Source organism: Kribbella sp. NBC_00709 (assembly GCF_036226565.1).
Taxonomy (GTDB): Bacteria; Actinomycetota; Actinomycetes; order Propionibacteriales; family Kribbellaceae; genus Kribbella.
This window is the reverse complement of record NZ_CP108996.1, coordinates 3,545,376-3,562,374: the sequence shown is the minus strand read 5'-3', so window position 1 is coordinate 3,562,374 and position 16,999 is coordinate 3,545,376. Positions and strand designations below refer to the sequence as shown.

Annotated in this window: 16 protein-coding genes; 8 read left to right on the top strand and 8 right to left on the bottom strand. The window is 67.5% G+C overall.

Going from position 1 to position 16,999, the window contains the following annotated elements; translation table 11 throughout:
• Positions 1-123 precede the first annotated feature (123 nt).
• Both OHA18_RS17595 and OHA18_RS17590 read right to left on the bottom strand, forming a co-directional pair.
• A complete protein-coding gene (locus OHA18_RS17595; RefSeq protein ID WP_329005189.1) occupies positions 124-2,427 on the bottom strand; it encodes a sodium-translocating pyrophosphatase in 2,304 nt (767 codons plus the stop codon).
• A gap of 225 nt (positions 2,428-2,652) precedes the next feature.
• Positions 2,653-3,012: an STAS domain-containing protein gene (locus OHA18_RS17590; RefSeq protein WP_272948965.1), complete on the bottom strand. Its 360-nt coding sequence runs from the start codon at positions 3,010-3,012 to the stop codon at positions 2,653-2,655.
• A 176-nt stretch (positions 3,013-3,188) separates the two neighbouring features.
• On the opposite strand from OHA18_RS17590, the gene OHA18_RS17585 reads away from it, so the two are divergent.
• The 8 genes from OHA18_RS17585 (at position 3,189) to OHA18_RS17550 (ending at position 13,352) form a co-directional block, all read left to right on the top strand.
• The gene (locus OHA18_RS17585) at positions 3,189-5,519 is read left to right on the top strand and encodes a DEAD/DEAH box helicase (protein WP_329005188.1); all 2,331 of its coding nucleotides are present in this window, start codon (positions 3,189-3,191) and stop codon (positions 5,517-5,519) included.
• 178 nt (positions 5,520-5,697) lie between these two features.
• Entirely contained in the window at positions 5,698-6,096 is a 399-nt protein-coding gene (locus tag OHA18_RS17580) for a hypothetical protein (protein ID WP_329005187.1), read from the top strand.
• Positions 6,097-6,415: 319 nt separating this feature from the next.
• Entirely contained in the window at positions 6,416-7,183 is a 768-nt protein-coding gene (locus tag OHA18_RS17575) for a hypothetical protein (protein ID WP_329005186.1), read from the top strand.
• 579 nt (positions 7,184-7,762) lie between these two features.
• Positions 7,763-9,193 (top strand): extracellular solute-binding protein, encoded by a 1,431-nt coding sequence (locus tag OHA18_RS17570; RefSeq protein WP_329005185.1) that lies wholly within the window; start codon positions 7,763-7,765, stop codon positions 9,191-9,193.
• A complete protein-coding gene (locus OHA18_RS17565) occupies positions 9,193-10,101 on the top strand; it encodes a carbohydrate ABC transporter permease (protein ID WP_329005184.1) in 909 nt (302 codons plus the stop codon). The genes OHA18_RS17570 and OHA18_RS17565 overlap by 1 nt, the downstream gene beginning before the upstream one ends.
• The gene (locus OHA18_RS17560) at positions 10,098-10,940 is read left to right on the top strand and encodes a carbohydrate ABC transporter permease (protein ID WP_329005183.1); all 843 of its coding nucleotides are present in this window, start codon (positions 10,098-10,100) and stop codon (positions 10,938-10,940) included. Before OHA18_RS17565 ends, OHA18_RS17560 begins: the two co-directional genes overlap by 4 nt.
• A complete protein-coding gene (locus tag OHA18_RS17555; RefSeq protein WP_329005182.1) occupies positions 10,940-12,052 on the top strand; it encodes an ABC transporter ATP-binding protein in 1,113 nt (370 codons plus the stop codon). The genes OHA18_RS17560 and OHA18_RS17555 overlap by 1 nt, the downstream gene beginning before the upstream one ends.
• A 52-nt stretch (positions 12,053-12,104) precedes the next feature.
• The gene (locus OHA18_RS17550; RefSeq protein WP_329005181.1) at positions 12,105-13,352 is read left to right on the top strand and encodes a CehA/McbA family metallohydrolase; all 1,248 of its coding nucleotides are present in this window, start codon (positions 12,105-12,107) and stop codon (positions 13,350-13,352) included.
• Between the two features lie 134 nt (positions 13,353-13,486).
• Here the strand turns inward: OHA18_RS17550 and OHA18_RS17545 are convergent, their stop codons facing one another.
• From OHA18_RS17545 to OHA18_RS17525, 6 genes are all read right to left on the bottom strand, one after another.
• Positions 13,487-13,876 (bottom strand): NYN domain-containing protein, encoded by a 390-nt coding sequence (locus OHA18_RS17545; protein WP_329005180.1) that lies wholly within the window; start codon positions 13,874-13,876, stop codon positions 13,487-13,489.
• Positions 13,877-14,017: 141 nt separating this feature from the next.
• Positions 14,018-14,638 (bottom strand): response regulator transcription factor, encoded by a 621-nt coding sequence (locus tag OHA18_RS17540; protein WP_329005179.1) that lies wholly within the window; start codon positions 14,636-14,638, stop codon positions 14,018-14,020.
• A 183-nt stretch (positions 14,639-14,821) separates the two neighbouring features.
• Positions 14,822-15,364 carry a flp pilus-assembly TadE/G-like family protein gene (locus tag OHA18_RS43320; protein WP_442914394.1) on the bottom strand — a complete coding sequence of 181 codons (543 nt, stop codon included), beginning with the start codon at positions 15,362-15,364 and terminating at the stop codon, positions 14,822-14,824.
• Complete coding sequence (locus tag OHA18_RS17535; RefSeq protein WP_329005178.1) at positions 15,361-15,777, bottom strand: TadE family type IV pilus minor pilin; 417 nt, start codon at positions 15,775-15,777, stop codon at positions 15,361-15,363. The genes OHA18_RS43320 and OHA18_RS17535 overlap by 4 nt, the downstream gene beginning before the upstream one ends.
• A 98-nt stretch (positions 15,778-15,875) precedes the next feature.
• The gene (locus OHA18_RS17530; RefSeq protein WP_329005177.1) at positions 15,876-16,202 is read right to left on the bottom strand and encodes a DUF4244 domain-containing protein; all 327 of its coding nucleotides are present in this window, start codon (positions 16,200-16,202) and stop codon (positions 15,876-15,878) included.
• 97 nt (positions 16,203-16,299) lie between these two features.
• Entirely contained in the window at positions 16,300-16,962 is a 663-nt protein-coding gene (locus OHA18_RS17525; protein ID WP_329006126.1) for a type II secretion system F family protein, read from the bottom strand.
• Between the last annotated feature and the right edge of the window lie 37 nt (positions 16,963-16,999).

Below are 16,999 nucleotides of genomic sequence, written 5' to 3'. Positions count from 1 at the left end.
CGTGCCACCTCCCAAACGGACGTTACGTCGTAGAAAAACAGTAAGGGCGGTGGACGGTCCCGGTCCACGCGAAACGGCCCGCCGGACAGGCCGGCGGGCCGTTTCGATGGGTACTGCGGCGTACTACGCGGCCGCGTTCACCTCGGCCGGGGTGTCGGAGATGACCGACTCCCGGCGCTTGGAGACGTAGACCGCGGCGGCCAGGATGACCACCGCGACGACCGCGATGATGATCCGGAGCGCCTTGTTCGGGTCGTCGCCGATCGCCGACATCCCGACGACGGCCGGAGCGATCAGCACCGAGACCAGGTTCATCACCTTGATCAGCGGGTTGATGGCCGGGCCGGCGGTGTCCTTGAACGGGTCGCCGACGGTGTCACCGATGACGGTGGCCTCGTGCGCGGGCGAACCCTTACCGCCCCAGTTGCCGTCCTCGACCAGCTTCTTGGCGTTGTCCCAGGCACCACCGGAGTTGGCCAGGAAGACCGCCATCAGCGTGCCGGCGCCGATCGCACCGGCCAGGTAGCCGGCCAGCGCCGCGGCGCCGAGGCCGAAGCCGACGGCGATCGGCGCGGTCAGCGCGAGCAGACCAGGCGTGGCCAGCTCCCGCAGCGAGTCCCGGGTGCAGATGTCGACGACCTTGCCGTACTCCGGCTTGCCCGTCCCCTCCATGATCCCGGGGATGTCGCGGAACTGGCGACGGACCTCGTAGACGACCGCACCGGCGGCACGGCCGACGGCGTTGATCGCGAGACCGGAGAACATGAACACGACGGCCGCACCGAGGATGATGCCGACCAGGGTGCCCGGGTTGAACACCAGCGCCTCGGCCTCGAACTTGGCGTAGTTGTCGCCCAGAGAGGTCCGGATCGAGTCGGTGTAGGAGCCGAACAGCGCGGTCGCGGCCAGTACGGCGGTCGCGATCGCAATGCCCTTGGTGATGGCCTTGGTGGTGTTGCCGACGGCGTCCAGCTCGGTCAGGATCTGGGCCGCCTCGCCGTCCACCTCACCGGACATCTCAGCGATGCCCTGCGCGTTGTCGGAGACCGGGCCGAAGGTGTCCATCGCAACGATGACACCGACGGTGGTGAGCAGACCACAGCCGGCCAGCGCGATCGCGAACAGCGCGACCACACCGGAACCGCCGACCAGGAAGGCGCCGTAGACGGCCGCCGCGATCACCACGGCGGTGTAGACGGCGGACTCGAAACCGACCGAGATACCGGACAGGATCACGGTCGCGGCACCGGTCAGCGAGGTCTTGCCGACGTCCCTGACCGGCTTGTCCTCGGTGCCCGTGTAGTAACCCGTCAGCGCCAGGATGATGGCGGCCAGCACGATGCCGATGATCACCGAAACGGTGGCGATCAGCCGCGGGTCACCGTCGTACGCGGCGATCGTCGCGCTGGCGCCGGTCAGGTCCTTGAAGCTGCTCGGCAGGTAGACGAACGCAGCCACCGCGCAGAGCACGGCGGAGATGATCGCGGAGATGTAGAAGGCCCGGTTGATCGTGCGCAGGCCGTTCTCACCGGTCCGCGGACGGGTCAGGAAGACGCCGACGACCGCGGTGATCGCACCGATGGTCGGCACGATCAGCGGGAAGATCAGGCCCTGCTCGCCGAACGCGGCCTTGCCCAGGATCAGCGAGGCCACCAGCATCACGGCGTACGACTCGAACAGATCGGCCGCCATACCGGCGCAGTCACCCACGTTGTCACCGACGTTGTCGGCGATGGTGGCGGCGTTGCGCGGGTCGTCCTCGGGGATGTTCTGCTCGACCTTGCCGACCAGGTCGGCGCCGACGTCGGCGGCCTTGGTGAAGATACCGCCGCCGACCCGCATGAACATGGCGAGCATCGCGGCGCCGAAGCCGAAGCCCTCGAGCACCGTCGGGGCGTCACCCTTGAACAGCAGCACGACGAGCGCGGCGCCGAACAGGCCGAGGCCCACGGTCGCCATGCCGACCGTGCCGCCGGTACGGAACGCGACCCGCATCGCCGGTTCGCGGCCCTCGTCCCGCGCGGCCGCGGCGACCCGGACGTTGGCGCGCGTCGCGAGCCACATCCCCAGGTAGCCGATCAGGGCGGAGAAGCCCGCGCCGACCAGGAAGAAGACGGATCGGAAGATCTTCAGCGTGGTCTCGTTGCCGCCGTCTGTGTGAGCAGGCAGCAGGAACAGCAACAGGAATGCGACTACGGCGAAGATCGACAACGTCCGGAACTGCCGGCTCAGAAAGGCCGAGGCACCTTCCTGGACCGCAGCGGCGATCGTCTTCATGTTCTCGGTGCCATCGTTCGCGGCAAGCACCTGGCCCCGGAAGACCATCGCGATGGCGACCGCGAGGATCGCGATCACCCCGACGACGATCACCAGTGTGGTGTTGCTCGACGAAAGATCCACCGCTTGTGGAGCAAGCGACGCGGACATCCGTCCTCCTTGTAGGCAACCCATCCAGGCTTGACGGCCCCCATCTGCCGCAACCGAAGGGTTGGGGAAATACGACACAACGCCAATGGACTGGCGCGGTGGGCTACTCTAACGGGTTCCCGACCAGACCTGACGACAGGGTGGTCTACGCCATACCCGAGTGTCTGAGCAAGCAGCTCACTCTTCGTAGCAGAGCGGACACCTTTTCGCTTCGGGTCGTCGGCCTCAGATCGCCGAGGCGACGTCCGGGTGGATGTCGAAGACCTTGGTCAGGCCGGTGATCCGGAAGATCTTGAGCAGCCGTTCCTGGGTGCAGACCAGGGACAGCGAGCCGTCGTGGGTGCGCACCCGTTTGAGTCCGCCGACGAGAACGCCGAGGCCGGTGGAGTCCAGGAACTCCACGCGTTCCAGGTCGATGACCAGGTCGTAGACCCCTTCGTCGACCAGCGCGGCGATCTTCTCGCGGAGCTTCGGTGCGGTGTAGACGTCGATCTCCCCCGCCACCTCGATGACGGTGCGCCCGCCCTCGGCGCGCGCGGTCAGCGACAGATCCACTTCGGCCTCCGATCCCGTGAACTGCTGCATTCAACCATGTACGGACCGTGAGTAAGACCCGTTGCCGAAAACTCTTTCATCTCGTCAGACCGAAGTCGATTCCCCTCCGCAAAAAGCCGGGTGCATCCGACCGTGCACGCGGCTCGTGCATCCTCAGCTGATCCTCAGCAGATTTCGCTGTCCGTGGCGAGCACTAGGCTCGCGGTATGCGTGCAGGTGGTGAGGCGGAGGCGGTCCTGAAGCGCCTGGCCGCCGGTCGCGACGACCGGTTGACGCATGTCGAGTCCGTGCCACCGCGATCGGGACAAACGTGCGATTGGCCGCGCTGGGTCCCGGACGAGGTGCTCGGCCAGTTGCGCGACGCCGGGATCACGGCACCTTGGACCCACCAGGTCGCCACGGCCGAAGCGGCGTACGGCGGGAAGCATGTCGTCGTCGCGACCGGGACCGCCTCGGGCAAGTCACTCGGCTACCTGCTGCCGGCCTTTGCAACGTTGAGCATCGCGCAGGCCGCGTCACCACATCGCCGCACGGCCTCCTTGTTGTACCTGTCTCCGACCAAGGCGCTGGCGCACGACCAGCTCCGCGCGGTCTCGTCGTACACCGTGCCTGGACTGCGTGCGACGACGCTGGACGGGGACTCCGAGCGGAGCGAGCGCGACTGGGCCCGTGACCATGCGACGTACGTGCTGAGCAACCCGGACATGCTGCACCGGTCGGTTCTGCCGAATCATCAGCGCTGGGCGCGCTTTCTGGGCTGCCTGCAGTACGTCGTGGTCGATGAGTGTCACCACTACCGCGGCGTCTTCGGTGCGCATGTCGCCGGCGTACTGCGGCGGCTGCGGCGGGTCTGCGCGCAGTACGGCGCTCACCCGATCTTCATCTGCGCTTCGGCCACCGTGGCCGAGCCGGCGGTGTCCGGCGAGCGCCTGACCGGTCTGCCGATGGTGGAGGTGGTCGAGGACGGCTCACCGCGCGGCGGTATCGCCTTCGGCCTCTGGGAGCCGCCACTGACCGCACTGCATGGTGAGAACGGCGCACCGGTGCGACGATCCGCTACAGCCGAGGTGGCCGACCTGTTGAGCGATCTGGTCGTCACAGGTGTCCGGACTGTCGCGTTCGTCCGTTCTCGGCGTGGTGCGGAGTCGGTCGCGATGACAGCCCGGGAAAACCTGGCAGAGATCGACCCGACGCTGATCGACCAGGTGTCGGCGTACCGGGCCGGATACCTGCCGGAGGAGCGTCGACGACTCGAGGGGATGTTGCAGAGCGGTGAGCTGACCGGTGTCGCGGCCACCAACGCTCTCGAGTTGGGCATCGACATCGCCGGACTGGACGCCGTACTGCTGTCTGGCTGGCCTGGCACGCGCGCATCGCTGTGGCAGCAGGCCGGGCGGGCAGGGCGAGCCGGTGGGGACGCGCTGGCGTTGCTGATCGCGCGCGACGACCCGTTGGACACCTATCTGGTGCGCCACCCGAGCGCCATCTTCGGTCGACCGGTCGAGGCGACGGTGTTCAACCCGGAGAACCCTTATGTCCTCGGCCCGCAGCTGTGCGCGGCTGCGCAGGAGGTGCCGCTGACCGCGGACGACTTCGAGATCTTCGGGAGTACGACACCGCAGGTCATCGCACAGCTCGTGCAGCAGGGCGCGCTGCGGGAGCGACCGCACGGCTGGTTCTGGACGCGCCGGGAGCGGGCCGTCGACGCCATCGACATCCGGTCGGCCGGCGGGAAGACCGTGCAGATCGTGGAGGACCACACCGGTCGGCTGCTCGGCACGGTCGACGGCGGCTCGGCGCACTCCTCTGTCCATGAGGGCGCCGTCTACGTCCACGCCGGCGAGTCGTACCTGGTCCGGTCGCTGGACCTCGAGGAGCACGCAGCTGTCGTCGAGCAGGCCTCCCCGGACTACACGACGTTCGCGCGGGACACGACCGAGATCAGCATCCTGGCGACCGAAGAGACGTGCAGCTGGGGTACGGCGGAGTTGTCGCGCGGCTGGGTCAAGGTGACGAGCCAAGTCATCTCGTTCCAGCGCAAACTGATCGCGACCGGCGATGTACTCGACGAGCAGCCGCTGGACCTGCCGGAGCGCACGCTGCGGACCAAGGCGGTCTGGTGGACGATGCCCGACACCACGGTCGCCGGACTGGGGCTGGCCGACATACCGGGAGCCGCGCATGCCGCCGAGCACGCCTCGATCGGGCTGCTGCCGCTCTTCGCCACCTGCGACCGCTGGGACATCGGCGGCGTGTCCACGGCCAAGCACGCCGACACCGGCTGCTTGACGGTCTTCGTCTACGACGGCCACCCGGGCGGGGCCGGATTCGCCGAACACGGGTACGCCGCGGCGCGCGAGTGGTTGACCGCGACACGCGAGGCGATTGCACACTGTGAATGCACGGATGGATGCCCGTCGTGCGTACAGTCGCCCAAGTGTGGGAACCAGAACAACCCACTCGACAAGAGCGGCGCCGTGGCGCTGCTCTCCGCTTTGCTAAGTAGTGAGGGGGTGTCTGATGGATCAGCGCCGTAGCGAGGAGGTGCTCGGTGCGGTGCATCGGCGTACGGGGGCGAAGGTCTCGATGCGGAGCATCGTGGCCTTTGCACCCGTGCGCCGAGGTGCCGTGCCGAGTGCCCCGCAGTAGGCGATGATCCGTCAGACACCCCCTTCGCCTGAAGGGCCGGCGCAGCCGGCGGAAAGGCAGCTTGCTATGGCCGTCCTCGGAATTGTTCTGATCGCCCTCGCGGTGCTGTTCGGGTTGGGCGTCTCGGTGTCGTCGACCGCGTCCACCAAGCTCGAGGTCTTCGGAGTCGACTTCGGCGTCTCGGTGCCGACCGTCTTCTTCCTCGGCGTCCTGGCCGGCGCCGCGCTGATCGTCGGGCTGTGGCTGCTGAAGAAGGGTCTCGGCCGGGGCTACCGCCGGCGCAAGGAGATGCGCGAGCTGCGCGCCCAGGCGACGAGCACGCCGAGTGACACCGTCGGTGGGGAGATCACTGAGGGTGACGCCTCCCCCGCCCTGGAGACCAGCAGCGAAACGGTTGCCGATGAGCGTCTGGCGACCGAGCAGGAGCTCGCGCCGGACCCCAAGGACACCAAGCAGCCGCACTGACCACTCTGTTGCCTATGGCATCAACTAACCCGGCAAGCTACCGGAATATCACCGGATTGCCGTAAGATCTCGATCACCTCACAGCGGTCGCTCGGCGACCCGGCGGCCCGATTTCGATGCCTTGCGCAACGAGATCGGGATGGCAGTTAGTTGCCATTGGCATCAAGTTTCACTTGATCGGCATAACCTCCCCGGTCACACCTGTGCCTTACTTGTTGTGGCGTCAACGTCGCGCTGAGTCACTGCCGGCATACCGGCTCGCGCACGGGGTCCCGACGACCTGACGCTCACTGAGATAGCACGACCTCTGGAGGTTGTCTTGATCATCCGTAAGCTGTTCAGCCGCACCGGCGTGGCAGTGCTCGCAGTCAGCGTCGCACTCGCCACCGCCGTACCGGCCCAGGCCGCGAACCCCGTCTCCGGCGGTTCGAAGACACCGGGCGTCACGGTGGGCGTGGCACAACAGATCGCCACTCGCTCCGACACGCGCTACTGCCTGACGTTCGTCGCGGCCGCCAAGGTCCCGATGGCCGTCATGATGGCGTGTGCTCCAGGCAAGGAGGGCAAGACCCAGGAGTGGATCTACACCGAGTCCGGCCAGCTGCAGGTCGCGATGAGCAAGAGCGTCGGTGGCGCCCTTGCTACGACCGGAGCCTGCCTGGACAGCGGTGCGGACCTGGTGAAGGTACCGGCCGCCGCGCCGCTGCTGGTGCTGCCCTGCCGTGAGGGCAACGGGCAGAAGTGGAGCTACGACAAGGACGCGGGCACGTTCGTGAACGATGCCAGCGGTCTCGCCCTGACATCGCTGCTTGGCAAGGGGAAGGCCAAGCAGGCGCAACCGACCGGCAGCATGAACGCTGCCGGCACGCCGATCCAGGCCTGGGCCGGACTCCCGGTGCCGAGCCTGGACATCCTGGGCGCGGTGCTGGCGCTCGTGAACGCGCTGCTGGCGTCGCTGGGCCTGGCCCTGCCGCTGCCGATCGCGGGCGCGGCGGCCAGCCTGCTGTCGCTGCTCCGGCCACAGCTGCCGATCCCGGCCCAGATGACAGTGCTGCCGAAGCAGATGATGCAGCTGGCGCAGAGCTGACCGAGGAGGTTCCAGCCAGACAGACGGCCGGCCCCGACATTGTCGGGGCCGGCCGTTTTCTCTCTCCTTCGGATCGACATTCACTTGTTGTGTCTGGTGAATCGAACGACGGTCGCTCGGTGCTCGGGGCTGACTTCCGGATTCCCCGCTGCTTGCGCGTCAGCGGGAGCCCGGCGTCGTCGTCACCGCTCGGCCGCCAGGTCCGCAGCCGTCACCAGGCGGCCACGGTCACCACCAACACCAGTGATGGCAGTGGTCAAGCAGGTCGTCGAGAAGGCAAGCCACTCCGTGGAGCAGTCCCATGTCTTTCACCTCCGATCCACTGAACCGGTCGGCAAGACAGTAGCTCCCGTGATCACAGTCTGTATCTAGTCAACTACCTGTTGCCACAGAACCTTGAGCATCCTTTAACCCGTCCGCAATGCGTACCGCGGGATCCCGGCTTGACAGTCGGCACTTGGTTGCCTACAGCCCCTGACAACGTTCTTCTCCGGGTTGGGAAAAAGTCTTCACATAGTCGCCCGAGAGTGCCAATGTTTGACCGGCACTCTCGCTGGACCACTTTCGCTAGGAGCCCTGATGCGATCTCTCTCGCGGTTGACCACCGCCGGCGTCCTCGGCGCCGCGGCCCTCGCCCTGCTCACCGGATGCCTCGGCTCGTCCGACTCCGGCAACAGCGGCGGCCAGGACGCGAACCGCAACGCCGACGCCAAGACGGTCGAGCTGACCATCGGCTCGAACTCGGTCAAGGGCGGCAAGAGCAGCGCCGGGGCGACGTTCCTGGAGGACGTGCTGATCCCGAAGTTCGTCGCCGAACAGAAGGGCAAGGGCGTCGACGTCACGGTCAAGTTCCAGGGCGACGGCTCCGACGACGAGGTCTACAAGCAGAAGCTGTCCCTCGACCTGTCGAACAAGTCCGGACCGGACCTGTTCCAGATCGACGGCATCTGGGTCGGCGAGTTCGCCCAGGCCGGCTACATCAAGCCGCTCACCGACACCGTCGGCGACGCCGCCAAGGTGAACGACTGGGACGGCTGGAAGCAGATCCCGGAGTCCGTCCAGGCGCTCGGCAGCTACAACGGCCAGCGGTACGGCGTCCCCGGTGGCACCGACGGCCGGGTGCTGTACTTCAACAAGAAACTGTTCCAGCAGGCCGGCCTGCCCGCCGACTGGCAGCCGAAGTCGTGGGACGACGTCATCTCCGCCGGTCAGGCGCTGAAGAAGCTGCCCGGCGTGACGCCGATCCAGATCAATGCCGGGACGGCGATGGGCGAGGCGACCACCATGCAGGGCATTCTGCCGCTGCTGGTCGGCACCGGCGCGACCATCAACACCGACGGCAAGTGGCTGGGCAACACTTCGCAGCTGCGGCAGGTGCTCGACTTCTACCACCAGGTCTACAGCACCGGTCTAGGCGACCCCGTGCTGCAGAAGGAGGCGAAGGGCCGGGACAAGTCGTTCGCCGAGTTCGCGGCGAACAAGATCGGCATCCTGGGTGAGAGCGACTACTTCTGGCGCAGCGTGGTGGAGCCCAAGCAGGGTGTCGCCAAGATGGCCGACCGCGACTCGGCGGTGGGCTGGGCGCTGATCCCGGCCAGCAAGCCGGGCGGCGGCGTCAAGGGTCAGGACTTCGTCTCGATGTCGGGTGGCGGCGCGACCGTGATCAACCCGAACACGAAGTTCCCGCAGCAGGCGTGGGAGCTGTTGCAGTTCATGAACTCCGCGGAGATGGTGAAGGCGTCCCTCGACGGCGCGGCCAAGATCACCCAGCGCTCGGACGTCAACAGCGAGGTGCTGGCGAGCGACCCGATGCTGAGCTTCATCGCCGAGAAGGTCCTGCCGATCACGCAGTTCCGTCCGGGTCTGGCGGAGTACCCGAAGGTCTCGGCCGCGCTGCAGCAGGCGACCGCGGACGTGGTCGCCGGCAAGAGCACCGACGCCGCCGCGACGGCGTACGAGAAGGCGGTCGAGGCAGCGGCCGGCAGCAAGGACAAGGTCACCAGTAACTGATGGCTTCCGCATCTGCTCCCGCGCGGGGGCGAGCTCCCGCGCGGGATGTCGCCGGGCTCGGCGTCGGCCGGGCCTTCGGCTTCGTCGCCCCCGCGTTCCTGCTCATCGGCGCGTTCCTGATCTTCCCCGCGGTCTGGACGATCTACATCGGCATCACCAACTACCGGCTGACCGGCGTCGAGGCCGTGTCGCCGTCGATCGTCGGGTTGTCGAACTACACCAAGGCCTTGAACGACGCGCTGTTCCACAACGCGTTGTGGCTGACGTTGGTGTTCGTGCTCGGTTCGGCGATCATCGGGCAGAACATCCTCGGGTTCACGCTGGCCTGGATTCTTCGTCGTACCCGCCCCGCCGTCCGCCGTACGGTCGAGGCCTTCACGCTGCTGGCGTGGATCCTGCCGTCGACGGTGGTCGCGTACCTGTGGGTCGCGTTCTACGACCGCGACGGCGGTACTTTGAACAGTTTGCTGGGCACGCAGGGGACCGCATGGCTGATCGACTATCCGATGGCCTGCCTCGTGGTGTTCAACACCTGGCGCGGTACGGCGTTCTCGATGATGCTCTACTCGTCCGCGCTGCAGGCCGTCCCACCGTCGCAGCTCGAGTCGGCCCGGATGGTCGGGGCGTCGGGCTGGCAGACGCTGCGGGACGTGGTGTTCCCGCACATCCGCGGGCATGTGCTGACGAACACGCTGCTGATCTCGCTGTGGACGGCGAACGACTTCTCGCCGTTCCTGCTCACCAAGGGCGGACCGAACCACGAGTCCGAGACCGTGCCGGTGTACATCTACAACGTCGCGCTGCAGGGCGGTGAGCTCGGGTACTCGTCGGCGATCTCGTTCCTGCTGCTGATCGCGAACCTCTTGGTCTCCCTCGTCTATCTGCGACTGTTGAGGAGGCGCTCATGACCAGGCGGTCGTTGCCGACAACCCCCGCCTTCGTCCTGCGGCGCATCGGCTTCTACGTGTTGATCTGCGCGATCACGCTGTTCTTCGCCGTACCGATGCTGTGGATCGCCTCGGCGCCGTTCGACGCTTCGCCCGGCCTTGGCGTGCACTGGCCGGACTGGACGCTGGAGAACTTCCGGAAGACCTTCGAGCATCCGTATGCGATGCACTCGATGGTCAACTCGCTACTGATCTGTGTGACGACCGCTCTTGCCGTGACCGCGTTCGCGGCGCTGGCGTCGTACGCGTTGTCGCGGGTGCGCGTCCCGGGCCGCGACGCGTTGCTGTACGGGTTGCTGCTGCTGTCGTCGGTGGTCACCGGCACGGCGGCGATGGTGCCGATCTTCGTGATGATGTTCCAGCTCGGGCTGATCGACTCGCGGTTCGGGGTCGCGCTGGTGATGACCGGCGGGTTGTTGCCGGCGGCAATCTTCATCCTGAAGGACTTCGTCGACGCGGTGCCGAAGTCGTACGAGGAGTCGGCGCGCGTCTTCGGCGCATCCACGGGCCAGATCCTGCGGGACGTCGTACTCCCGGTCGCACGGCCTGGGCTGGCGACCATCATGGTCTGGGCGTTCGTGAACTCCTGGGGCAACTTCCTGGTGCCCTTCCTGCTTCTCCGGTCGATCGACAAGCAGCCCGGTGCGGTGCTGATGCAGACCCTCACCGACGAAGGCGGCAGTGTGAACCTGCAGGTGCTGCCGGTGTTCTCGCTGCTGTTCTCGATCCCGGTCGTCGTGCTGTACCTGTTGGTGAACTCGCGATACGGGTTCCGCTTCCACGGAGGGATCAAGAGCTGATGGCGGGCATCGACATCGAAAGCCTCGCAACCGTCTACCCGAACGGCGTCCGCGCCGTCGACGGGCTGGACCTGCACGTGGCCGACGGCGAGTTCTTCGCCCTGCTCGGCCCGTCCGGCTGCGGCAAGACGACGTTGCTCCGGACGATCGCCGGCCTCGAGGCGGCGTCCGAGGGAACGGTCCGCATCGACGCGGCCGACGTCACCAGGACCGAGCCCGGCAAGCGGGGCGTGGCGATGGTCTTCCAGGACTACGCCCTCTTCCCACACATGAGCGTGTCCGAGAACATCACCTACCCGCTGAAGGTACGCCGGGTCGCCGCGGCCACCCGCGCCGAGACCGCTGAGCGCACCGCCGGCGAACTCTCACTGCAGGGTCTCCTCGAGCGCAAACCCGCCCAACTGTCGGGCGGCCAGCAGCAGCGTGTCGCCCTGGCGCGTGCGATCGCGTCGCGAGGCAAGGTGCTACTGCTGGACGAGCCGCTGTCGAACCTCGACGCCCGGCTCCGCCTCGAAGCCCGCACGTTCCTGAAGAAGCTCCAACGCGACCTCGGCATCACCACGGTCTTCGTCACCCACGACCAGGCCGAGGCCCTCGCCCTCGCCGACCGGATCGCGGTCATGGACTCCGGCAAGCTCCGGCAACTCGGCTCCCCTCGTGAGGTCTTCGCCCGGCCCAGCAACACCTTCGTCGCCAACTTCATCGGCTCCACTCCGATGAACCTCCTCCCCGGGAAGGTGAGCTCTTCCTCGGGGTCCAGCGAGGTCGGCGCGGTGTCCGTCGCAGGCGGTTCGTTGCCTGCGACTACGGCTTCTGTTCCCGAGGACGCTGAGGTGACGGTCGGCATCCGGCCCGAGTACCTGACCGTCGCGTCGGGTGACGTCACCGGTCCGGCCCTCCGGGGCGTCGTGCTCGTCGCCGAGAACCTCGGCACGCAGTCGCTGGTCACCGTCGATTGCGACGGCACTCTCGTCGGCGTCACCGTCCCCGAGGAAACCGAACCGTCCCCCGGGTCCGCAGTCGTCCTCACCGCCCCCGCCACCCGCGTCCTCCTGTACGACCGCGAATCCGGCGAACTCCTCGCCCGCCAACCGATCCCCGTCGCCTCATGACCCTCACTCCACACCACCACCGCTCGACGGCGGAGAGCCGGGAGGTCGTCTGATGGCTGTCACCTCCTACCGCCGGCGTTGGACGTTGGACGATCGGGCCGAGTCGCCCTGGCACTCGCTCCCCGTCGACATCCCGGCCGACTGCCCCGGCCTCCTGGTCACGCTCACCATCCCGCCGGTCGAAGGCGCCGTCATCGACATCGGCTGCGAGGGCGCCGCCGGCTGGCGCGGTTGGTCCGGCGGAGCCCGGCAAACCTTCGCCATCACCCCCGACGCCGCCACCCCCGGCTACCTATCCGGTGACCTCGAACCAGGCACCTGGTGGATCGTCCTCGGCCTCCACCGAATCCCGGTCGAAGGCGTCGAACTCCTCGTCGAAGCCACCACCGGCCCCGTCGACAACATCCCCGGCCTGACCGAGTACGCCGACGCGTCGGCCGCGATCGCCGTACCACCTCGCCCACCGCGCCGTACCCTCCCCGCATCCTCCGGACTGAAGTGGATCGCGGGCGACTTCCACGCTCATTCACTCCACTCCGACGGCTCCACTCCGATCGCCAACCTCGCCGCACTCGGAGTGTCGGCCGGCCTCGACGTACTGGCCGTCACCGACCACAACACCGTCGCCCACCACGCCGAACTCCCCTCGCTCAGCAAGCGTTTCGGCATCGGCCTGATCCCAGGCCAGGAAGTCACCACCGACACCGGCCACGCCAACGCGTTCGGCGAGATCGGCCCGATCGACTTCCGCCAACCCGCCGCCACCTGGGTCTCCGAGGTCGCGCGCCGCGGCGGTCTGCTCTCGATCAACCACCCACTCGGCGGCGACTGCTCCTGGCGTCACCCGCTCCCCGAGCACCCGCCATTGGCCGAAATCTGGCACTCCTCCTGGCTGGACCACACCTGGGGTGGACCCATCGCGTGGTGGCAGGCCTGGGGCCTCGAAGGCACAACGCCCATCGGCGGAAGCGACTGGCACAACCCCACGTCCATCACCCCGCCCGGCACCCCAACCACCTGGATCGCCGTCGACGCCTCCGCCGAAGGCCCCGACGAACTCCCCACCGCCACCCTCGAAGCCCTCGCCGCCGGCCGAACCGCCCTCTCCTGGTCCTACACAGCGCCCGTCCTCATCCGAGCCGACGACGAACTCATCGCGCTCGACGCCGCGAACACCCTCGTCATCACCCCCGACGGCACCCGCCACCCCATCCGCACCCCCGAAGCCCACCTCCCTGCCACCCCCGGCCCCCACCTCCTCGTAACCCACACCGGCAACTTCCTATCCGCCTGCGCCTGACCTCACGCGAACACCAGGCTGATGAGGCTTCCAACAGAAACGCCGTGGGTGCTGAGCGACTCGGGTGGGAGCTTGCTCGATCGTCACCGCGGCGGGCGAGATGCTTGAGCCGGTGGGAGCGGACGTAGGCGCGGCTACTTCGGCAGGTCGTCGAGCTGGTCGAGGAGCCAACTGGGTCCGGTGGTGGTGGCTCCGGTGGCTTCTACTCGTTGGCGTAGGCCGCGGTCCGCGGTGACGACTGTGACTGCGGGACGGTGTGACTGCGCAACAACCTCAGCGGTCACGCTCACGATCGTGTCGTCACCCGAACCCGGGGCAAGCACCACCCGAACCTGCCCGGTGTCCGGCGCATCCTCCCCGGACACCGCCCGACAGGCTGCACCTTCAAGCACCACGACCACATCGGTGTCCGGCAACCGCTCCTGAAACGCAGCAAGCCGAACCAGCAACCGCCGAGCAGCCCCGACCCGATCCCGCCACCACCCATCCGGCCGAGACCCCACCACGTTGGCAGCATCAACCACAACCACCCGACTCCGCCCACCAGCCACGACCTCAGTCTGCCTCCCAACCACCCCCACTCCACTCACCCCACGCGGAATCGGATCGAGAAGGCGGCAGCGGCTCCGCGACCGCCCCGGATCATCCCGTGCCGAGCGCTCGGGTCAGTCGAGGAGCCAGCCGTTTTGTTCGGCGACTTGGATGGCGTCTGAGCGAGTGCGTGCTCCGGTCTTGCCGATCGCTGACCACAGGCGAGTACGGACGACGCGCTCGGAGACGTCCAGCTTCCGCGCCATCAGCGCGACGGACCCGCCTTCACGTGCCGCGCGAAGGGTCTCGGTCTCGCCCTCGTCGAGGGGAGTCTCGGAGTACTGGAGGGTTTCAGCGGCGAGATTCGCGTCGACCACGCGAAGCCCCAGGTGCACCCGTCGTACTGCATCCGCTAGCTGTGGCGCCGGACATCCTTTCAGCGCGAACCCCTTCGCCCCGGCATCGAGCCCGCGGCGCAAGTGCACCGGCCGACCGTACGTCGTGAGCATGACGACCCGGCACTCCGGCATCGACGTCCGCAGCTTGGTCGTGACGGTGATGCTGTCACTCCCCGGTCCACCCGCGTCGAGCAGAGCGACGTTCGCGCGATGTCGCTTCGCAGCACTCACGACGTCGTCGGTTCTGTTGAGCTCGGCAACGATCTCCAGATCGCGCTCGCGCTCCAGACCGCTGCGGAGCAAGCCTCGGCTGAGGATCTGGTCATCGACCAGCAGCAGCCGAATCCGGTCGGGCAAGCGGGGCCTCCGAGGTAGCGTCCGGGCGCCGGGGAAGTACGTCCGGGAACATGAGTAGGACTCGGTTCCAGATCATGGAGCGCGGTCCCGTACGTCGTCCACATCAACGCGGCATCTCTACCAGATTGCGACCAGATCGCGACCACACCAGAACCAGGCTCGGGTCAGAGGCGGCGTACGTGGTCAGAGCGGGCCTGCTCGGGCAGTAGCTGTGAGGGTCGGGTGCGCCAGCGAAAGGTCGAGCTCGAGCGCCACTTGCACGGTTACGGCATTGCTGGTCACGTCACAGCTGGCGAGACGGACCTTGTTGAGCATGGCCGTCCGAGCGGCAGTCTCGCAGGGCGCGGCGGGCGGAGTGTTGGGTTGAGGCGGATCGGCACTCGGCGAGCCCACCGCGGGAAGTCCCTGCGTACTCAGGGAAATCTCGGGCGTGGTTCTGGAGCCAATGGTTACCAGGGACTCCATGGCAGGTGCCGCAGCAGTGGTTGGCTTCGGCGGGGTCGTATGGGGCCGCCCTGTTGTTGGACTGACCGGTGGTGTCGTGAGGGTTTGCGTGGTGGCGAGGGATTGGGCGGCGCTCAGGGCGGTTAGGTCGGCTGCAGCGGTGAGCTTGTGGCGGGCAGTGGAGATGGTGGACCAGAGGGTGGCTGCGGCCAGAGCGGTGAGGAGGAGTGCGGCGGCGAGGAGGGTGTGGAGGGTGGCGCTGCCGCTTTCGGAGTGGGTCATGGGGCGGCCTCGGGTTCGGCTTGGAGGGTGGCGGTTGCTGTTATGCGGGTGGGCGTGAGGAGGGTGAGGATCGGCGGGGTGTGGGTGGGGGTCGCGGTGACGGTCACGTGGATGTCTGATGCGTCGCGGCTGATGGTGATCGTCCCGGAGGGGATCGTGCGGTGGCCGACGGACTCTGCTTGATCGGGTGGTTCGCCGCGCGCTACTGCGCGGGCCACGTCGCGCGCGGCGTCGATGCACCGGATGTTGAGGACAACGAGTCCGATGGACCAGACCCCCAGCAGGAGCAGAGCAAACAACACAGGAAGAGCAACTGCCAACTCAGCCGTCACAGCACCCCACTCGGCACGACGTGAGCTGCTGGTGCGGTCGGAGCTGGTGGGTTGAGTGGTGCGGTGGGAGCGGCGGGGCATCGGGGCTCCTTAGGGTGGCGACCGGTCGGGGAGGGTGGGCCGACCGGTCGCCGGATTGTGGGTGGTTGGTGGCGGGATCGTGCCCGCGGTGGGTGTGGTTAGAGGTGGACTCCTTCTACGCCGGCGATTTTCAGGGCGTAGTTGATGAGGGCTTTGAGGGCGTTCATCATCACGGGGGACTTGAGGAGGGCGACCAAGATGCCGCCGAGGCCGCACGCGGCCACGATCGTGACGGCGTACTCGGCGGTTGCGGCGCCGCGTTCTGTGCGGGTGCGGAGGCCCCCGAGGGTGCGGATGCGATGCAGGGTGCGGGCGCGGCGATGCGCCAGGGGGTGTGCGGGGAGGTGGGCGGGGGTCTGGGAGTTGGCCGGGTCAAGGGTGTGGGAGTCGAGGTTGTTGCTGGGGGCTACTACGGGGGTGGGCATTTGGGGGGTCTCCTTGGCGTGGGTTGGGGTTTGGTTACAACATGCCGTTGTTGGGTGGGCTTTTTCTTAAGAGGTTTGGGGGTTGTGGATGACGGGGTCAGGGGTTGATGACGTACGGGATCAGGGAGTCGGCGATGGTTGGGACGATGGAGAGGAGGACGAAGGCTGGGAGGAAGCAGAGCCCTAGTGGGAGGGCTGCGCGGGACTCTGTGGCTCGGGCTTGTTGGTCGGCGGTGTGGTGATGGGAGCGGCGGGTTTCGTCGGCTAGGTGTTCGAGGGTTTTGGAGAGTGGGGCGCCGGAGCGGAGCGAGCGGGTGATGGCTCGGGACATGGGGGCGCAGGCAGGTTCGGCGTTTAGCTGCGCCCAGGCGATTGCTGGGTCCGCACCGAGGGCTAGGTGGCGGGCGATCTTTGTGAAGAGGTCGGCTAGAGGGCCGGGGAGGGCTTCGGCTACGAGGGTCAGGGCCTGTTGGGGTGGGCGGCCCGCGCGGAGGCAGGCGGTCAGGAGGTCTATGGCTAGAGGGAGGTCGCGGGTCAGTCGGGCGTTGCGTTGTCTGGTGGCGGCTGGTTCTAGGCGCGAGAGGGCACGTGGGACGACGTACAGGGCGATGACAGCTGGGATTGCGCCCCAGGGGAGGCCAATGAGGAGTAATGCGCCTAGGGCTGTGGTTGTTGCGGCCAGGCGGTGGAGGGATGGAGTTCGGGGGCGGGTGCGGGGTTGGGGGCGGCTCAGACGGCGTAGGTCGAGGCGGGGTGGCATCAGGAGAAAGATGCTTAGGGCAACGGCTGTGGCAGCT